The sequence below is a fragment of the Paracidobacterium acidisoli genome (assembly GCF_003428625.2).
In the GTDB taxonomy this organism is placed as follows: Bacteria; Acidobacteriota; Terriglobia; order Terriglobales; family Acidobacteriaceae; genus Paracidobacterium; species Paracidobacterium acidisoli.
Genome location: NZ_QVQT02000005.1, coordinates 450,279 through 468,288, shown reverse-complemented (window position 1 = coordinate 468,288; position 18,010 = coordinate 450,279). Strand labels below are relative to the sequence as shown.

The 18,010-nt window shown below is 59.1% G+C and carries 15 protein-coding genes and 1 tRNA gene; 6 read left to right on the top strand and 10 right to left on the bottom strand.

Going from position 1 to position 18,010, the window contains the following annotated elements:
• Window positions 1–62: 62 nt before the first annotated feature.
• The 7 genes from rpsR to ispE all read right to left on the bottom strand — a co-directional run bounded on the left by rpsR (window position 63) and on the right by ispE (window position 4,887).
• On the bottom strand, window positions 63–413 hold the full coding sequence (rpsR, locus tag D0Y96_RS15870; RefSeq protein WP_117301969.1) for a 30S ribosomal protein S18: 351 nt from the start codon (window positions 411–413) through the stop codon (window positions 63–65).
• Between the two features lie 84 nt (window positions 414–497).
• The gene (gene rpsF / locus D0Y96_RS15865) at window positions 498–920 is read right to left on the bottom strand and encodes a 30S ribosomal protein S6 (RefSeq protein ID WP_117301805.1); all 423 of its coding nucleotides are present in this window, start codon (window positions 918–920) and stop codon (window positions 498–500) included.
• An 83-nt stretch (window positions 921–1,003) separates the two neighbouring features.
• Window positions 1,004–1,606: an aminoacyl-tRNA hydrolase gene (gene pth, locus D0Y96_RS15860; RefSeq protein ID WP_117301967.1), complete on the bottom strand. Its 603-nt coding sequence runs from the start codon at window positions 1,604–1,606 to the stop codon at window positions 1,004–1,006.
• Between the two features lie 33 nt (window positions 1,607–1,639).
• Entirely contained in the window at window positions 1,640–2,320 is a 681-nt protein-coding gene (locus tag D0Y96_RS15855; RefSeq protein WP_117301803.1) for a 50S ribosomal protein L25, read from the bottom strand.
• A 183-nt stretch (window positions 2,321–2,503) separates the two neighbouring features.
• Entirely contained in the window at window positions 2,504–3,511 is a 1,008-nt protein-coding gene (locus D0Y96_RS15850) for a ribose-phosphate diphosphokinase (protein WP_434090780.1), read from the bottom strand.
• 189 nt (window positions 3,512–3,700) lie between these two features.
• Window positions 3,701–3,774 (bottom strand) — tRNA-Gln (locus D0Y96_RS15845).
• A gap of 42 nt (window positions 3,775–3,816) precedes the next feature.
• A complete protein-coding gene (ispE, locus tag D0Y96_RS15840; RefSeq protein ID WP_117301798.1) occupies window positions 3,817–4,887 on the bottom strand; it encodes a 4-(cytidine 5'-diphospho)-2-C-methyl-D-erythritol kinase in 1,071 nt (356 codons plus the stop codon).
• 207 nt (window positions 4,888–5,094) lie between these two features.
• On the opposite strand from ispE, the gene D0Y96_RS15835 reads away from it, so the two are divergent.
• The 3 genes from D0Y96_RS15835 to hpnI all read left to right on the top strand — a co-directional run bounded on the left by D0Y96_RS15835 (window position 5,095) and on the right by hpnI (window position 8,852).
• Complete coding sequence (locus D0Y96_RS15835; RefSeq protein WP_117301795.1) at window positions 5,095–6,321, top strand: ABC transporter permease; 1,227 nt, start codon at window positions 5,095–5,097, stop codon at window positions 6,319–6,321.
• Between the two features lie 9 nt (window positions 6,322–6,330).
• On the top strand, window positions 6,331–7,584 hold the full coding sequence (locus D0Y96_RS15830) for an ABC transporter permease (RefSeq protein WP_117301793.1): 1,254 nt from the start codon (window positions 6,331–6,333) through the stop codon (window positions 7,582–7,584).
• Window positions 7,585–7,652: 68 nt separating this feature from the next.
• The gene (gene hpnI, locus D0Y96_RS15825) at window positions 7,653–8,852 is read left to right on the top strand and encodes a bacteriohopanetetrol glucosamine biosynthesis glycosyltransferase HpnI (RefSeq protein ID WP_117301790.1); all 1,200 of its coding nucleotides are present in this window, start codon (window positions 7,653–7,655) and stop codon (window positions 8,850–8,852) included.
• Between the two features lie 92 nt (window positions 8,853–8,944).
• Here hpnI and D0Y96_RS15820 read toward each other — a convergent pair whose 3' ends face one another.
• Window positions 8,945–9,217 carry an oxidative damage protection protein gene (locus tag D0Y96_RS15820; RefSeq protein WP_117301788.1) on the bottom strand — a complete coding sequence of 91 codons (273 nt, stop codon included), beginning with the start codon at window positions 9,215–9,217 and terminating at the stop codon, window positions 8,945–8,947.
• Window positions 9,218–9,519: 302 nt separating this feature from the next.
• On the opposite strand from D0Y96_RS15820, the gene acnA reads away from it, so the two are divergent.
• Window positions 9,520–12,321 carry an aconitate hydratase AcnA gene (gene acnA / locus D0Y96_RS15815; RefSeq protein ID WP_117301785.1) on the top strand — a complete coding sequence of 934 codons (2,802 nt, stop codon included), beginning with the start codon at window positions 9,520–9,522 and terminating at the stop codon, window positions 12,319–12,321.
• A gap of 610 nt (window positions 12,322–12,931) precedes the next feature.
• Here acnA and D0Y96_RS15810 read toward each other — a convergent pair.
• Window positions 12,932–13,150 (bottom strand): hypothetical protein, encoded by a 219-nt coding sequence (locus D0Y96_RS15810; RefSeq protein ID WP_199480374.1) that lies wholly within the window; start codon window positions 13,148–13,150, stop codon window positions 12,932–12,934.
• A 911-nt stretch (window positions 13,151–14,061) separates the two neighbouring features.
• Entirely contained in the window at window positions 14,062–15,075 is a 1,014-nt protein-coding gene (gene add / locus D0Y96_RS15805; protein ID WP_117301782.1) for an adenosine deaminase, read from the bottom strand.
• Between the two features lie 82 nt (window positions 15,076–15,157).
• Between add and D0Y96_RS15800 the strand changes: the two genes are divergently transcribed.
• Both D0Y96_RS15800 and D0Y96_RS15795 read left to right on the top strand, forming a co-directional pair.
• Complete coding sequence (locus tag D0Y96_RS15800; protein WP_117301779.1) at window positions 15,158–16,234, top strand: A/G-specific adenine glycosylase; 1,077 nt, start codon at window positions 15,158–15,160, stop codon at window positions 16,232–16,234.
• 37 nt (window positions 16,235–16,271) lie between these two features.
• The gene (locus tag D0Y96_RS15795; RefSeq protein WP_252263830.1) at window positions 16,272–17,981 is read left to right on the top strand and encodes a M28 family peptidase; all 1,710 of its coding nucleotides are present in this window, start codon (window positions 16,272–16,274) and stop codon (window positions 17,979–17,981) included.
• Window positions 17,982–18,010: the final 29 nt, after the last annotated feature.

Sequence of the window (18,010 nt, the reverse complement as noted above, 5' to 3'; positions counted from 1 at the left end):
GAGGCAATCGAGAAACCCTGAGCTCTTTCTCCCGGTTATGCGTGGTTCTTTTCGCCCAGCGTTTAGTAACGTGCTGCGAAAGGAAGCAGAGCGATATTACGTGCCTGCTTGATCGCTTTCGTGAGCCTGCGCTGATGTGTCGTGCAGACACCAGTCAGTCGACGAGGTACGATCTTGCCACGCTCAGCGACGAACTGCTGAAGCAGACGCACATCACGGTAAGGAATCGCGTCGATCTTCTCGGTGCAGAACTTACAAACCTTCTTCCGACGGAAGAATTTGCGGCCGCCCTGCCCTCCAGCGTTGCCGGGGCCACCAGCGCGCGGTCCACCATGCCCACCTGTACGAGGTCCAGCACCTGAAGAGGAAGCTCCACCCTCGGGAGCACGTTGTATCGTTGTTTCATCAGCCATGTGATTCCTGTCCTTTTTCGCAACAATCTGATTGCGAAGATATATTTTCATGTCCGGCTGCACGCCGGAGATTCCTGCAATGTTTTAAGCACTGGCCGGAGTTACTTCGGCGACCGGGGAGCTCTCCACCGCGTCTACTACCGGAGCTGCCGGAGCAATTGCGCTGAGCTTCCTGCGCGTCGCGCGAATTGCCTTGATCTTGCCAATGCGTTTTTCTTCCTCGTCCATACGCACGGTAATAAACTTGATCACCGGCTCTGAAACGCGAAGACGGCGTTCAACTTCATGAACGAGTGCGCCATCGGCATCGATCGTGAGCAGCACATAATTGCCATCACTGAACTTGCGAACCAGATATGCGAGCTTGCGGCGTCCCAGCTTTTCGGTAGAGCGGACCACTCCGCCACCATTTACCACTGTCTGCTCCAGGCCCGCGATCAGCTTGTCAAGCTCCTCATCCTCGATGTCGGGACGGACGATAAACATTACTTCGTAGAAACGTTCCATTTTGCTTCTCTTTTCGTAGCCGCCACAACTGCTGTCTGCAGTTCTGGTCAGTCTGAATTTTCTGCCCTGTAACTTGCCCTTTACTACTCCACCTGACCATTCTGGTCACGGCGGTTGAATTCATTCATGGCAACACTCACACCCTGCTCCACAACAAGCCGCACTGCCTGCACGGTTCGATCAAGAACCGAGTCCAGCGCTGCCAGATCCCGTTTACTCATCGGCGTCAGAAGATAATCTTTCCCGCGTCGGAAAGCATCTTCCCGTACTCCTTCTTCCGGCCCCACGCCAATCCGGATACGAGGCCAGTCACCACCACCAAGAACAGATGAAACAGACCTCGCTCCGTTATGACCCGCCGGACTGCCGCGCTGCTTCACGCGCAATGCCCCAAGCGGTAAATCCAGTTCGTCGTACATCACCAGCAGATTTCTTGAGGAATCCACATCGAATTCGTCGACGAGGGCACCAACAGAAACTCCGCTAAGGTTCATAAAAGTCTCCGGCTTCGCCAGAATGACCTCACGGCCCGCCATTCGCACCTTTCCGGTAAGAGCGCGGCAGCGGCGGTTCGCTACTGCCACGCTGTACTCACCGGCAATGCGATCGATCGCAAGAAAGCCAGCATTATGGGGGGTGAACTGGTATTCAATTCCCGGATTACCAAGCCCCACCACCAGAAACACATCCCGGCTGCTCTCTTCGATCCCGGCGTGCACTTACTTTTTGCCGCCTTTATCAGCAGGCGCTTCAGCCGTTTCCTGCTTACCCTTCTTCACTACCTCGGGCTCAGCAGGAGCTGCTGCCGCCTCGGCAGCTGGTGCCGCTTCTTCCTTAACAGCAATAACGTGCGCCACCGTGCTGTTCTCATCGCTGACAAATTTCAAACTTCCGGTATGGGGTAAATCTGCAACGCGCAGCACATCACCGAATGCAAGATTCGAAACATCCACATCGATGTGGCTGGGGATGTCGCCGGGCAGGCACTCAATCTCGACCTCACGAAGCACTTGATCGAGAATGCCTCCCTGCGTCTTGACGCCTACCGGCGTTCCGGTGAGCTGGATCGGCACTTCCACCCGAATTGCCTTATCGAGGGCAATACGCTTCAGGTCGATATGCATGAGTGTGCCCTTAATCGGCTCGTACTGCCAGTCAACAATCATTGCCTTTGTTTTGGCTGGAGAGCCAGCAATTTCCAGGTCAAAAATCGAGTTGTGACCTGACTCTGAATGCAAAATGCGCTGAATCTGCTTTGGGTCGACGGCTATCGCCACTGAAGGCTCTGCAGCTCCATATACAACCGCCGGTATTTTGCCAGCGACCCGTACGCGGCGGGCTGCGTTCTTGTTAAATTTGCCTTCGCGAGGGGTGGCCGTTACAACTTCCTGTGCAATCATTTGTCTTTTCCTTCGGGCACGGCATAGCAGAGACAGGTACTTTACCAATCCTCCTGTTCCTGTTTCCCGCTCCCTTTTCTGAACCAGTGGTTCCGTTATTTGCGGCTTGCACCGCAGTTTTGAGATTCCCGGTCTTACCCGAGCCTAAACAAAATTTATCAACGTCAACGTACTACTTCCGCATCAGTTGAACAGGGAGCTGACACTGGTTTCCATATGAATACTCTCAATGGTCGCTGCCAGCAAACCTGATACGGAACGAACTTTAATCTTCCCTGTCTTCTCTGCTTCCTCGGCCAGAGGAATCGAGTCAGTCACGACCAACTCCTCCAATCTGGAATTGGCAATGCGTTCAACTGCCGGACCGGACAAAACCGGATGAGAAGCACATGCAAATACTTTTGTTGCACCCTGTTCGAGCAGTGCATCGACTGTCTTAACCAGAGTGCCGGCAGTATCCACAATGTCATCAATGATGAGGCAGGTGCGGCCCTTAACATCACCGATGACGTGCATCACTTCAGTTACATTAATGTCGGTGCGGCGCTTGTCCACGATAGCCAGCGGGGCTCCCATTTTGGTTGCGAAGAAACGTGCCCGCTCTACTCCTCCTGCATCCGGCGAAACGACGGTGAGATTTGGAAGATTCAATTCCCGGAAATAACTCACCATGACGGGACTTGCAAACATATGATCCACGGGAATATTAAAAAAACCCTGAATCTGTGCCGCATGCAGGTCCATAAACAAAGCGCGATTAGCCCCGGCCGTGGTTAACAGGTCGGCAACGAGCTTGGAGGAAATCGCCACACGTGGACGATCCTTGCGATCCTGCCGAGCATAACCGTAGTAGGGCACGACAACCGTGATTCTGCCGGCCGAAGCTCGCTTGAGCGCATCGATCATAATGAGCAACTCCACCAGATGCTGGTCGACCGGATTGCAGGTAGGCTGCACGACAAAAACATCTGCTCCGCGAACATTTTCGAGCAGCTGGAAATACACCTCTCCATCCGCAAAACGCTGCATTCGGGTCTCACCCAGCGGCACACCAATGTGCTTACAGATTTCAAGAGCCAAAGCGCGGTTTGCGCTGCCGGAAAATATTCTGAAATGCTTGTCTTCGGCCAATCCCCGGGAACGCCTGCGCTCCGCTGCCTGCCTTGGACGGCTGCCATTACTGTCCGCCACCGGTATGTGAGTTGTGCTCGCCAGCTCTGCTGATACCTCTTCCGCCGATTCATTCTTCACAAGATCCTCCCAGGCTGGTTTTCCTGGTTGCCCTGCATCTTCGTTATCCGGCGATAACAATCGCCGGTATTTTCCTGCCTGCGCCTGTCGGATATGTTTATCCGGCCCACAAATGCAATTTCAGCCTTTTGGCTGGGCGACCAGGATTCGAACCTGGACAAAGTGCTCCAAAGGCACTTGACCTACCGTTAGTCGATCGCCCAGTAATTGACCTTCCACTCCAAACGATTACCCAGAGAAGCTTCTCAGCTTTCTGTAATCATGGTGCGCCAGTAGCGATCACGGGGTAAAGTCTTTGCCCGTAACGATCGAACTCCTAATTCTGCCAGCCGGACTTCCGCAGCTTCTGCAGCTTCCGAAGTTTCGTAAAGCCCAAACAGGGCCGATCCGGAACCAGAAAGTGCAGCATAATGAGCCGCATGCTCCGGGTGGAGAGAATACGCAAGAACGCGCCTGATTTCGCCGAGAAAGGGATACTTAGGAAAGACAACTTCTTCGAAGTCGTTTTCAATCCCGGTTCGGACAAGCGCGGAAAGCGGATTCTTCCCTCCATCAAAAATACTCGATGGAGATCCCGTATCCCCGGCCAGGTCTTCCTCCAAAGAGAAGACACCGGAGGAGTGTGACTCACCAAGTGTTACCGTGAGAGTCTGACTCAACGTATCCAGTTTAGAGGACCCGCTCGATGTGGTCAATGAAGGATTATCTGCGGCCGTAGCCGCGGTGGAACCGGGATGAAGCCGGTCCCAGTTGCGAAAAGCTTCAGGAGTGGAGACGCCGATTTCCGGCAAAGCCAGAACGCATTCCATGACCGGAAAATCGGTCAGGGGAGAGACAATCTCTCCTCTACCCATCCCGAGAACAGAGCCGCCCACCAGAAAGAGCGGAACGTCCGAGCCGACACCTGCAGCAATATCTCTCTTTTTCGCTCCCGGCAGAGGAGGGATACCGTGTGCCGCCAGCTCACGCTCGAGGCCAATAAGCGCGGCAACTGCATTCGCAGAACCGGCGCCAAGCCCTCCCTGTACCGGGAGCCGTTTTTCTATATGAATGTGTACCTTAGCCGAAATATTCCACTCTTTCAGCGCAAGAGCGGCAATTTTCCAGGCTGTATTGCGCGCATCGGTGGGAACACGTTCATCGCTGGAGGTGAGAGCGATATGGGTTGCGTCGGCGGGAACAGCTTCCACCCTGACCCGATCATGGGCGTCAATTGTCTGGTAGAGCGTTGCCAGTTGATGAAAACCATCACTGCGGGTGGGACCTATGGCAAGACCAAGATTGATCTTGGAGAATGAGCGAAGAACAATAGACATGGCAGGTTAACAGTCTGTCTTCGACTTTATACGATTTGCTTTCACCGTTCAGAAAGACTCGGCTACTGCGGAACCGCCGATCCTCAGAATGCGTATTCCTGATCTGCGGAATCAATCCGCAGCGGATAACCGCCGGTCAGAACAAATCGAAACTGTCCAGGCGGGAACCGGATAAACTAATCCTCCGAGGATCAGGCGTCTCACCGTATGGAATTCAAAGAAGCGGTCAGGCTCGCGCTTCAGTCTTTGTGGGCCAACAAGCTGCGTACGGTACTCACGCTGATTGGCGTTGTGATCGGCGTCGCGTCTGTCATCGCCGTCATCACTCTGGTCAATGGTGCGAATCGTTTTGTGGCCACCAAGATTTCAGGATACGGATCAGACACATTGACTGTGACGAAGATGCCTTCCGTCATTTTCAGTGGGGAAGACTACCTGAAATATCAGAAACGCAAAGATATTACCTTCGAGGACTATCAATACCTCGAGCAAACCTGCACGCGCTGCATTCTTATTGGGGCACAGATATCGAGTACGGGCAAAGTCGTATCCGGCAAGCAGTCGAGCACGAACACATCGATTAACGGCTGGACATCGAACATGCCGGAGATGACCAACCTCAATGTGGTGCAGGGCCGGTCGCTTACTCCGTCCGATGATGATCATGGCACCCATGTCGCAGTTATCGGGTACGACATTGTGGACAATCTGCTGCCCAACACCGACCCTGTAGGCAAAGAGATCCGGGTTGACGGCGAGATTTATACCGTCGTTGGTGTCGGAGAGCGGATGGGCAAGACGCTTGGACAAAGCCAGGACAATTATGTGGACATCCCTCTCTCCACATACATGCACACCCATGGCGAACATCAGAGCGTCGACATCTACGCGAAAGCAGGTACCGCTTCAGGGGCTCTGGACAATGCCATCGATGAAGTTCGCGCTCTGATGCGCGCCCGGCGTCACGATATGCCTGGCGCCGATGACAGCTTTGCTATTTCGACCAATGACACTTTCGTTAGCCTCTGGAAACAGCTGACCACGACATTCGCCACGGTTGTGGTGGGAATTGCTTCGATCTCTCTGGTGGTTGGCGGTGTTGTGATCATGAACATCATGCTGGTCTCGGTTACTGAGCGCACGAGAGAGATTGGCGTACGCAAGGCGCTCGGTGCGCGGCGTAACGATGTGATGCTTCAGTTTCTGATCGAATCAGCCACGATGTCTCTGGTTGGCGGCCTGATTGGAGTGGCCGGTGGCGCAGGCGTGGCCGAGGCCGTTACGTATGCGATTGGCTGGCCCTCTTCTGTTCAGCTTTGGTCCGTGCTGCTGGGGCTCTTCGTAGCCGGCGGAGTCGGTATTTTCTTCGGAGTCTATCCCGCACGCAAGGCCGCCATGCTCGATCCGATTGTGGCCCTGCGCTCGGAGATGTAGGAGCAGATTATGAGTATCAGCGATTCGCGTGAGTCGGTCAGGATGGCCTTCGAAACGCTGCGCAGCAATAAACTACGCTCCGGACTTACGATTCTTGGTGTTGTCATTGGCGTTGCTACCGTCATCACCATTTCGTCTCTGATTAACGGCGTCAATAATCGAGTCGAGGCTCTGGCCCGCTCTTTTGGCACGAATGTTTTCTGGTGCTTTCGCTTTCCCGTCATTGGCGTGCGTCCGACGACTGAAATGCTGGCTCGAAAGCAACTCACTTTCGATGATGCGGAGGCCATGCGCACCCTTCCGCATGTCGTCGCCGTCAATCCTGCGCTTCAATATGCCAATTACGATCTGAATCTCGGCAATGTGGCGGTGAAATACAAGGGGCGCAAGATTCAGCACACGATTCTTGAAGGCGATTCGCCGACGGTCAACATTACCAATGATTTTGATCTGATTGCCGGGCGCATGTTCAATGAAGCGGATGACTTCCGACGGTCAAATGTCACGGTTCTGGGCTACGACGCGGCAAAGCAACTCTTTGACAACGAAAACCCTATCAACAAGGAAGTCGAGATCGATGGTGACATCTTCACGGTAATTGGCGTTCTCGATAAGCAGAAGCAGCTTTTTGGCGGAGGGAAGAACCCTCAGGACAATAAAGCGATCTTTCCGCTCAGCACTTTTCGAAAGATTCATCCCGAGCAAAAAGATGTCTGGATCACTGTCAAATACGATGATCCAAAGAATGCTTCCATCGTTGAAGAGGAATTACGGACGCTTCTTCGTGAGCGCCGCCGCGTGCGCGTCGAGAAGGATGATGATTTTGCGATCTTCAGCCCGGATTCCATTACCCGCCTCTGGGGGCAAATCACCGCCGGACTTGTGATCTTTATGTTCGCGGTCTCCAGTGTGGGCCTGATGGTGGGGGGGGTCGGGGTGATGAATATCATGCTGGTCTCGGTCACGGAGCGAACGCGCGAGATCGGGGTGCGGAAGGCTATTGGAGCGACCAGGAGAAAGGTGCTGGTTCAGTTCACGGTGGAAGCTATCGCGCTCTGCGCCCTGGGTGGGGTAATCGGCGTTATTCTGGGGGCGCTGCTGACGCTGGCGATTCGCTACGGTATCGATTTCCCTGCTTCTATGTCTGCTTTCTGGACGGTGATTGCCTTCATCGTTTCCTGTGGAATTGGTCTGGTTTTCGGGATCTATCCGGCGTGGAAGGCTGCAAATCTCGATCCCATCGAGGCATTGCGCTACGAATAGGCCGCGCACGGGAGATACGCGCCTCCTGTAAGGCTTTTCAAGGCATGAAATCAGTACACTGATGGCGGATGTACTTCTTCGCCACTGCAGTAGAAACCGTTACTCTCCTGTTCACACTGGCAGGTCTGGGATATTTCCTGACTGCATTGTGGGCATCCCGCGCCTTTCTGCGCCGCAGCAGCCAGACGGTACCGGATTTTGCTCCGGGCGTGAGCATTCTGAAGCCGGTAAAGGGGCTCGATCCGGAGATGTATGAGGCCTTTGCCAGCCACTGCCGCCAGCAATACGCGGGAGAATATGAGATTCTCTTCGGCGTCTCCAGCCTCGACGATCCGGCCATGCCGGCTGTGCGCAGGCTGGAGGCCGAGTTTCCGGAGCACAGCATTCGCCTGATCGTTTGCCCGGAGGTGCTGGGCGCGAACGGAAAGGTGAGCAATCTGACGCAGATGCTGCCTCACGCCCGCCACGACTATGTGGTCATCAATGACAGCGACATCCGCGTGGGTCCGAGCTATCTGACGCGCATCCTTGCGACTTTCGGAGCAGCCAGCGGCCGCGAGCCGGTGGGCATGGTGACTGCACCGTACCGCGGACGCGCACATGGAACGCTCGGCTCAAAGATCGAGGCGCTCGGCATTTCCACCGATTTCATGCCGGGGGTCTTTACTGCCCTGCTGCTGGACGGCGAGATCCGCTTCGGACTGGGATCGACGCTGGCCTGCTCCCGCGCAGCGCTCGAAGCTGCCGGAGGGCTGGCGCCGCTGGCCGATTATCTGGCGGACGACTACCAGTTGGGACGGCGCATTGCCGAGGCAGGATTCTCTGTACAACTGAGCGATGAGGTCGTGGAGACGTCTGTTCCGGCGTACCGCTTCCGGCAGTTTCTGGACCATCAGCTGCGCTGGGCGCGCGGGGTGCGCGATTCGCGCCGCTGGGGTTATGCCGGACTGGCGTTCAGTTACGGGCTGGCGTGGGCGCTTCTGAATCTGATCGCATCTGGAGCGAACCTGCCCTCGATTGCTCTTCTTTGCCTGGCGCTGCCGACACGGGTGTTGGTGGCGCTCAGTGTGGGGACTGGCCTGCTGAACGACCGGCAGGTATTACGAGACCTGTGGCTGCTGCCGGTACGCGACCTGCTGGCGCTGGGCATCTGGGCATGGAGTTTTGCCGCGCACACGGTCGTCTGGCGGGGCGAGGTGTTTGAGCTGCGGAACGGAAAACTGAACCGGCTAAGGGAGAAGACGACAGCGGAGCAGCCGGCAGTCTGACTGGCCCGGCATGGCGCTCACTGCAATTCCGCTTATCCCCCCGCCGCGCAGCCGTCTGAGCGGCTGCTTCGGCGGAATGACCATTCACCTGCTTAGTGGCTGGGCGGAACGTATTCCTTCGGGAGCGAGGCTCCTTCGCCGAAGAAGTACTGCGTCATCTGTTCGACGAGAAACTCCTGCGCCTGGGGAGTCCAGGGCTGCAGGCGATATTCGTTCAGCAGCATCTTCTGATGCTCCAGCCACTCCTGCCAGGCTTTCTTCGAGACGCTGTTGTAGATTTTGTGGCCAAAGTCGCTGTCGAAGGGCGGCTCGTCGAGGCCTTCGAGCTCCTGCTTGTAGCGGGCGCAAAACACCATGTGGGGCATAATCGATCTCTCTTCTTCTACTATTGTTATAGCAATTTCCGGAATTCCACGCAGTGTATGACAGAGGCTGCATTTGCTCTAGAATACTGGTCAGGACGATGAATACCTTCCGGCTTTCTCCTCCTCTCAAGCGCTTTCGCCGCGGGCACCCTGACCGCGGCCGCATCGCCGCCTCGCTCGCCGCATAGACGAGCGCCCCTCCGCAGCATTAGCCTGCATCTGTATGCGCTCCGCCGCCATGAATCCGATACGGCGTGAGCGATGAGCTGTGTCCGTTTAGCCTGGAAAAGGAAGGAACACCCATGTCTGACACTGGGAACAGTTTTGGCAGCCGGTCTGAGCTGAAATCCGGCAGCAAATCGTATGAGATCTTTCGCCTGAGCGCGCTCGAAAAGAATGGCGTAAGCCTGTCGCGGCTGCCCTTCAGCCTGCGCATTCTGCTCGAAAACCTGCTGCGTTATGAGGATGGCAGCAGCGTCACGGCGGACGACATCGAGTTCCTTGCAAAGTGGGACCCGAAGGCCGAGCCCTCCCGCGAAATCGCCTACATGCCGGCCCGCGTGCTGATGCAGGACTTCACGGGCGTCCCGGCGATCGTTGACCTCGCTGCCATGCGCGACGCCATGAAGCAGCTCGGCGGCGATCCGCAGAAGATCAACCCGCTGCAACCCGCAGAACTGGTTATTGACCACTCCGTGCAGGTGGACGAGTACGGAACCAACAATGCCTACTCGCTGAACGCGATGCTCGAGTTCCAGCGCAATCGCGAGCGCTACGCCTTCCTCAAGTGGGGACAGGACGCCTTCCGCAACTTCTCCGCCGTGCCTCCCGGCATGGGCATCTGCCATCAGGTCAACCTCGAATACCTGGCGCGCGTGGTCTTCACCACCGAAGTCAATGGCAAGCTCCGTGCATACCCCGATACGCTGGTCGGCACCGACTCCCACACCACCATGATCAACGGCCTCGGCGTCCTCGGATGGGGCGTCGGCGGCATCGAAGCCGAAGCCGCCATGCTTGGCCAGCCTGTCTCCATGCTGGTGCCGCAGGTGGTCGGGTTTAAGCTCACCGGCAGGCTGCGCGAAGGCGCGACCGCAACCGATCTGGTTCTCACCGTCACCGAAGCGCTGCGCAAGCTCGGCGTCGTCGGCAAGTTCGTCGAGTTCTACGGCCCCGGCATCAGCGAGCTGCCCCTCGCCGACCGCGCCACCATCGGCAACATGGCGCCCGAGTACGGCGCAACCTGCGGCATCTTCCCCGTCGATGCGGAGACGCTGCGTTACCTGCGCCTCAGCGGCCGCAGCGAAGAGCAGATCGCGCTCGTCGAGGCGTATTACAAAGAGCAGGGCATGTTCCACAGCGCAAGCTCGCCCGAAGCCGAATACACCCAGACCCTCTCGCTCGACCTGGCGACGGTCGAGCCCAGCGTCGCCGGTCCCAAGCGCCCGCAGGACCGCGTGCTGCTCAAGGAAGCGGGAGCAAGCTTCAGGAAGCAGCTTCCGAATCTGCTTGGACCGAACGCCAGCTCGAACGGCGTGCGCCAGGTGGTTCGGTGGGAGGGTGAAGGCGGACATCCGTCTGATAATCCCGAAGCCGCGCAGGGCGTGCATGAAACAGGGCCGACCACGTCGATCAAAGAACGCTTCCACGTCGATGTGGACAAGTATCTCGACCACGGCTCGATCGTGATCGCCGCCATTACGAGCTGCACCAACACCTCGAACCCGTCGGTGATGGTCGCAGCCGGCATTCTGGCGAAGAAGGCCGTCGAGAAGGGCCTGGCGGTGCCGCCGTGGGTCAAGACATCGCTCGCGCCGGGCTCGCGTGTCGTCACCGACTACTACGAAAAGGCCGGGCTGCTGACCTACCTCGACAAGCTGCGCTTCAACGTCGTCGGTTACGGCTGCACCACCTGCATCGGCAACTCCGGACCGCTGCCGAGCGACGTTTCGAAATCCATCGACGATCACGGTCTGGTCGCCGTGTCGGTGCTGAGCGGCAATCGCAACTTCGAAGGCCGCATCAACTCCGACGTTCGCGCCAACTACCTCATGTCGCCGCCGCTGGTCGTCGCCTACGCCCTCGCCGGACGCATCGATCACAACTTCGACAGCGAGCCGCTCGGCAGGGACAAGAGCGGCCAGCCCGTTTACCTCAAGGACATCTGGCCGTCGCAGAAGGAAGTCTCCGACACCATCGCTTCGTCGATCGACTCCGGCATCTTCACGAAGGAGTATGCGACCGTCACGAAGGGCGATGAGAACTGGCAGCATCTGCAGTTCCCCACCGGCGATGTCTACCAGTGGGAAGGCGACTCCACCTACATCCGCAAGGCTCCGTACTTCGACGGCATGCCTGCAAAACCCGTTCCGGTCGCGGATATCACCGGTGCGCGCGTGCTCGCCGTCCTCGGCGACTCCGTAACCACCGATCACATCTCGCCCGCAGGCTCGATCAAGCAGAACGGCCCTGCCGGCAAGTATCTCGTCGAGCACGGCGTCAAGCCTGCCGACTTCAACTCCTACGGCTCGCGCCGCGGCAACCACGAAGTCATGGTCCGCGGAACCTTCGCCAACGTTCGTCTGCGCAACAAGCTGGCTCCGGGCACCGAAGGCGGCGTGACGCGGCTGCTGCCCGAGGGCGAGCAGATGAGCATCTTCGACGCATCGGTGAAGTACGCCGAGCGCAATGTGCCTCTGGTCATTCTCGCCGGCAAGGAGTACGGCTCCGGCTCATCGCGCGACTGGGCAGCCAAGGGACCGAAGCTGCTGGGCATTCGCGTCGCCATCGCCGAAAGCTTCGAGCGCATCCACCGCTCGAACCTGGTCGGCATGGGCATCCTCCCGCTGCAGTTCGCCGAAGGACAGACCGTCGAATCGCTTGGGCTGACGGGCGAAGAGGTCTTCGACTTCACCGGCCTGAAGGTGCTGCTCGATTCGAAGTTCTCCGGCGGCCGCACGCTCAAGGTGAAGGCAACTTCACCCGACGGCAAGGTGAAGGAGTTCGAGGCAAAGGTCCGCATCGATACGCCGCAGGAGATCCTTTACTACGAGAACGGCGGCATTCTGCAGTACGTGCTGCGCGGATTGGCGAACCAGCGGTAAGACCGCAATTCACTCGTTCAACCGAAGGCTCCGGAGCGATCTGAGATTGGTTCCGGAGCCTTTTGCCTTTGCGCAGAAGGCTTCAAAAAAACAGGCCGATTTTCCGGAAGTGCTTTGTTTTCAGCGGACCTCATCGGAAGCGTAAACGATATCCCCGGTATCTGACGGACGGCAAAGCACTTCGCTCACGGCTGCCATGCGGCAAATGCGGCTGCCGATGCCGCATACCCGGCCGTGAAGAGACGCAGATGACAGAAAACAGGGCACCAGGCAGAAGGCCGCCGATGCGAGGTTCACGGCTGTCTTTGCGGGATTCGCAGCCGTCTTTGCCGCAAGGCCGTCCGTCTGCGGAGGCTGGGGTTTGCTCTGGTTTTTCTGTCATACTCCGCACCCTTTCGCAAAAGAAAAAACCTGCCGGAGAGGCAGGTTTTTTTGATTCTCTATCTCGATTTTAGCGATGGGATGAAAACTTCATGCCAGATTTTTTCTCCGGCAAGACCTGCATCGTGAGCAGGACACGGAGAGCCGACAGGCAAGCCGGCTTGACAGGGTTCTCTGCCGGGTCCGAATCAGAGCAGGAGCGCGGGGCCGGAGAGCGGCCTGACCGAGGTCAGATCCCCATTCCGTATTCGGTCGGGAATTCGTCACCGGCGTGGGAGTAGAAGTCTGACGGAGTGCGGCGTTTGAACTTATAGCGCGCGCGCAGCTCGCGGCCGATGTAAAGACTGAGGGCCGTCACACCGAGGGCGACGGAGGCCCATCCAACCGCACGCAGAACGACGGAGGATTCGTCTTCGGAGATGTTGAGAGACACAGGCAGAGCACTCACTGCAGCCTTCCTTTTGAAGCCGAAAAGTCTGCACTTTTTTCGACGCTTCATGGGTCCATGATAGCGCAGCTCATAAGAGACTGTGCAGAGGGTTTATCGGCGAAGTTTTGCTGTGAGTGAATTGGGCGTGCAGATTTTTGGAGGATACGGGATGACAAGCGTGAGCCGGGGCTGAAGCCCCTTTCCTTCTCGTGCCCTGAAGCCCCCGGCTAAAGCCGGGGGCTTCTACGGGTCTCGCTGACGCGAGACGAGAAGTGTTCCGTGGCTATGTCGCACAGGGGCTGAAGCCCTTTGGTTTTTGAGGCTGGTTCGGCACGGCTGAAGCCGTGCCCTGATACAAAGCGGTGAGGCTTCCCATCTTTCGCCTCGTTTCCCACCTTAGCTTCCTGCCCCAGCGAACTTTGTTCGCCGGGGACCCCGGTTCTCCACCCCAGCGCACGAACACCGCGTGCGCCGGGGACCCCGGTTCGCGAAGGTGGGGCGCCCGGATTCTTCAATGGGAAGAGAATGCAGATCCCTCCGCTGCGCGCTTCGCGCTTCGCTCGGGATGACAAGGGGAGGGTGTCGGGATGACATGGAAAGAATATTCATTCCCATGTCCGAAAATCCGGACATGGGACACCCGGGTGATTTTGTGTTTTGGCGGAGCCGGGGCTGAAGCCCCTTTTCCTTTGGTCCTTTATTCACCGGGCTGAAGCCCGGTGCTTCTACCGGTCTCGCTGGCGCGAGACGAGAACTGTTCCGTGGCTATGTCGCACAGGGGCTGAAGCCCTTTGGTTTTTGAGGCTGGTTCGGCACGGCTGAAGCCGTGCCCTGATACAAAGCGGTGAGGCTTCCCGCTTTTCGCTTCCCACCTTAGCTGCGCGAAGATGGGGCACCCGGGAGTCAGAAGAAAAACGCAGAAGCGCGGATCAGGCGATGGATTCGATCTGCTGGAGGAGGACGATTTTGCGCTCGGGAGGCAGGAAGCTGGCTTCGATGGAGTTGGCGGCGAGCTCGCGGAGGTGTTCCTGCGTGAACTCGAATTGCTCTTCGGCGAGGAGGTATTCGCTTTCGAGGTCGCTGCCGAACAGGACAGGGTCGTCGGAGTTGAGGGTGACCATGAGGCCGGCGTCGAAGTAGCGGCGCAGGGGGTGGTCCTCGATGTGGAGGCAGCAGCCGGTGCGGAGGTTGGAGGTGACGCAGATTTCAAGCGGCACCTGGCGGTGGGCGAGGATCTCGATGAGCTCGGGGTCGTGGATGGCGGAGAGAGCGTGGCCGATGCGCTCGGCTCCGATGTTGAGCGCGCCCCAGATGCCTTCGGGGCCGACGGTTTCTCCGGCATGGGCGGTGAGATGGAGACCGGCGTCGCGGGCTTCGGCGTAGAGGTCGCGAAAGGGCTCGGCTCCGGTGCGGCGCTCGTCGCCGCCGATGCCGATGCCGGCGATGGAGGGGTGGCTGCGCTGCATCTCGGCGGCTTTGCGGAAGACTTTGGCGGCCTCTTCGGGGCCGAAGTGGCGGACGGCGTCGAAGATCCAGGAGAGGGTTATGCCGAAGTCATGCTCGGCCTGGAGGCGGGCGCGCTCCATGCCGGCGAAGAGGGGCTCGAACTCGATGCGGCGCCAGTAGTAGACGACGCCGACGGAGACGTAGGCTTCGGCGTGGACGACGCCCTGCTGCGCGAGGCGGCGGAGCATGCGATACGTGATGAGCTCGTAGTCTTCGGGGGTGCGGAGACGCTCGGTGACGGCCTTGAAGGCCATCATGAAGCCGGAGAAGTCGGTGTAGCGACAGAGGGCCTGCGCCTGGTCGAGGGTGAGGGAGCCGGCGTCGTGGCGGAGACTGAGCTCGACGAGGGTTTCGGGAGAGACGGCGCCTTCGAGGTGCAGATGCAGCTCGGCTTTGGGGAGACGGCGGATGAAGTCGAGCTGAGCGGTGCGATCCATAAGGGCTGCTTTCTCAGGGTAGCAGGGGCGCGAGGTCTGCCTGCACCAGGGGCGGCCGGGGACTGCGCATTAGAATGCTGGGATGGAGAGCGGACCAGGAGTAGACGAGTTCCGGCGCGGGCTGCTTGCCTGGTACGGAGAGAACGCGCGCGATCTTCCGTGGCGGCGCACGGCGGACCCGTGGGCGATCTGGGTATCGGAGATCATGCTGCAGCAGACTCGGGTGGCCGCGGTGCTGGAGTACTACACGCGGTTTATGGAGCGGTTTCCGAATGCGGCCGCGCTGGCGGAGGCCGATGAGGCCGAGGTGCTGGCGCACTGGAGCGGGCTGGGTTATTACCGGCGGGCACGGATGCTGCACCAGGCGGCGAAGCAGATTATGGCGCACGGCGGGCAGATTCCGCGCACTGTGACCGGGCTGCGGGAGCTGCCGGGGGTGGGCGAGTATACGGCGGCAGCCATTGCCAGCATCGCCTTCGGAGAGGCCGCGGCGGTGGTGGACGGCAATGTGGAGCGGGTGCTGATCCGCTACATGGGGCAGAGCGAAGAGGAAGAGAGCCGCGCGCTGAAGACGAGGATTCAGGAAGAGGCGGCGCGGCTGCTCGATCCGGAGCGGCCGGCGGATTTCAATCAGGCGATGATGGAGCTGGGGGCAACTATGTGTCTGCCGCGGGGACCGCTGTGCCTGGGGTGTCCGGTGCAGGAGGGGTGCGCGACACGCGGGGAGCATGTGACGGCTCCGGCGAAGAAGATGCGGAGCCGGGAGATGGCATACGGGCTGTTCCGGAGGAAGGCGTGGCCGAAGACGGAGGTGCTGCTGGAGCAGCGTCCGGCGGATGCGTCGCTGATGGCAGGGATGTGGGAGCTGCCGGAGATCGAGGCGAAGACAGCGCAGGAGGATGCTCCGGCGCTGACGGTGCGGCACTCGATCACCAACACGAATTACTATGTCTCGGTCTTTGTGCTGAACGCGCAGCAGAGCCGGGAGCTGGCCGGGACGGAGAATACGCGGGAGTGGATTGCGGCGCGGATGCTGATGGAGATGCCGCTGACCGGGCTGTCGCGGAAGATTCTGAAGCGGCTGAAGGTGATGCCGGGGTATGACGGCCCGGGCCCGCTGCATGCGCTTGAGGAATCGACGGACAGGATTGTGCTGTAACGCGGCTTTTGTCTGCGGCCGCGGCGAGAGGAGAAAGATGGTTCGTATTGCTGCCGGATCTGCTGCCGGTCTGATGATGGTGCTGTTTGCATGCCTGCCGGCGGCGGCACAGAGGAGTGCTGCGCCTCCAGCCTTTGTGCCGGCGATTGCGGGCGTGCCGCGAGGCGCGGAAGTGGCCGCGGCGTCGATCGATCCGGAGAAGATTCGGGCGCACGTGAAATTCCTGGCCAGCGATCTGCTGGAGGGACGCGGACCGGGGACACGCGGCGGCGAGCTGGCGGCCGCATACATCGCCACGCAGTTTGCGCTGGACGGGCTGAAGCCGGCGGGCGATGACGGGACGTATTTCCAGAAGGTCTCGCTGTATGCGGTGCACACGAATGAGGATCAGACGCACTTTTCGTTTGTGCCGGAGAAGGTCGGTGCTCCGATCGATCTGCGTTATGGCGCCGATTATGTGACGAAGGACGAGACGGGCCAGGAGTCGGCGGATATCGACGCGCCGATTGTGTTTGCGGGCTATGGGATCGATGCGCCGGAGTATCACTGGAACGACTTTGCGGGCGTGGACGTGAAGGGCAAGGTGCTGCTGGTGATCGTGAACGAGCCGCTGTCGGACGATCCGGCGTTCTTCAAGGGAAAGACGATGACCTACTACGGCCGCTGGACCTACAAATACGAGGAAGCGGCGCGGCTGGGCGCGGTGGGGGTGCTGGTTATTCATCGCACCGATCTGGCGAGCTATCCCTGGTCTGTGGTCGAGAATTCGCAGTCGGTGGAGAAGTCGTATCTGGCGGACGATGCGACGGCGACTTTGCGGGCGGCGAGCTGGATTCAGCTCGATGTGGCGCGAAAGCTGCTGGCAACGGCGGGGCTGGATGTGGACAAAGAGATCGAAGCGGCAGGAAAGCGCGGCTTTCACGCGGTGGAGCTGCCGGTGCGGCTGAAGGCGCACGTTTCGAGCCGGGTGCGGCGGTATGTGTCGGACAACGTGATCGCGGAGCTGCCGGGGACGGAGAGCACGCCGGAGCACGACCAGGCGGTGATCTATTCGGCGCACTACGATCACCTGGGGATCGATCCGAGTCTTAAGGGCGACCAGATCTACAACGGCGCGGCGGACAACGGGACGGGCTGCGGGATTCTGCTGGAGCTGGCGCGGGCGTGGTCGCAGTCGACGGCGAAGCCTGCGCACAGCATCTTCTTCGCGTCGGTGACGGCGGAGGAGCAGGGGCTGCTGGGATCGCAGTACCTGGGCGAGCATCCTCCGGTTCCGGCGGGACAGATTGCGCTCGACCTGAACTACGACATGCTGAATCCGATTGGCATACCGATGGCGGTGGATGTGAGCGGCGCGGAGCGGACGACGTTTTATCCGGTGGTGGAGGCTACGGCGAAGGCGTTCGACCTGACGATTCAGCCGGATCAGTTTCCGGGAGCAGGACACTACTACCGCTCGGACCACTTCAGCTTTGCGCGGGTGGGGATTCCTTCGTTCTCGATCGATCAGGGGACGCTGTTTGAGGGGCACGACGCGGCGTGGGGCGTGGCGCAGGCGGAGGATTTTGTGGATCACTATTATCATCAGCCGTCGGATGAGTACCGGGCGTCGATGGATTTTCGCGGCGATGCGAAGATGGCGCGGTTCGGATTTCTGCTGGGGTGGCAGGCTTCGTCTTCACCGCAGACGGTGGGCTGGCAGCCGGGAGATGAGTTTGCGGCGGCAAGGAAGAAGAGCGAGCCGTAATTGACTTGCGCAGAGGGCGTCACTAGCCT

Coding starts and splice junctions, on each gene's coding strand:
- rpsF (WP_117301805.1), bottom strand. CDS start 920: ATGGAACGTTTCTACGAAGTAATGTTTATCGTCCGTCCCGACATCGAG.
- acnA (WP_117301785.1), top strand. CDS start 9,520: ATGTCTGACACTGGGAACAGTTTTGGCAGCCGGTCTGAGCTGAAATCC.
- rpsR (WP_117301969.1), bottom strand. CDS start 413: ATGGCTGATGAAACAACGATACAACGTGCTCCCGAGGGTGGAGCTTCC.
- D0Y96_RS15830 (WP_117301793.1), top strand. CDS start 6,331: ATGAGTATCAGCGATTCGCGTGAGTCGGTCAGGATGGCCTTCGAAACG.
- D0Y96_RS15795 (WP_252263830.1), top strand. CDS start 16,272: ATGGTTCGTATTGCTGCCGGATCTGCTGCCGGTCTGATGATGGTGCTG.
- ispE (WP_117301798.1), bottom strand. CDS start 4,887: ATGTCTATTGTTCTTCGCTCATTCTCCAAGATCAATCTTGGTCTTGCC.
- D0Y96_RS15800 (WP_117301779.1), top strand. CDS start 15,158: ATGGAGAGCGGACCAGGAGTAGACGAGTTCCGGCGCGGGCTGCTTGCC.
- hpnI (WP_117301790.1), top strand. CDS start 7,653: ATGTACTTCTTCGCCACTGCAGTAGAAACCGTTACTCTCCTGTTCACA.
- D0Y96_RS15855 (WP_117301803.1), bottom strand. CDS start 2,320: ATGATTGCACAGGAAGTTGTAACGGCCACCCCTCGCGAAGGCAAATTT.
- D0Y96_RS15835 (WP_117301795.1), top strand. CDS start 5,095: ATGGAATTCAAAGAAGCGGTCAGGCTCGCGCTTCAGTCTTTGTGGGCC.
- add (WP_117301782.1), bottom strand. CDS start 15,075: ATGGATCGCACCGCTCAGCTCGACTTCATCCGCCGTCTCCCCAAAGCC.
- D0Y96_RS15820 (WP_117301788.1), bottom strand. CDS start 9,217: ATGCCCCACATGGTGTTTTGCGCCCGCTACAAGCAGGAGCTCGAAGGC.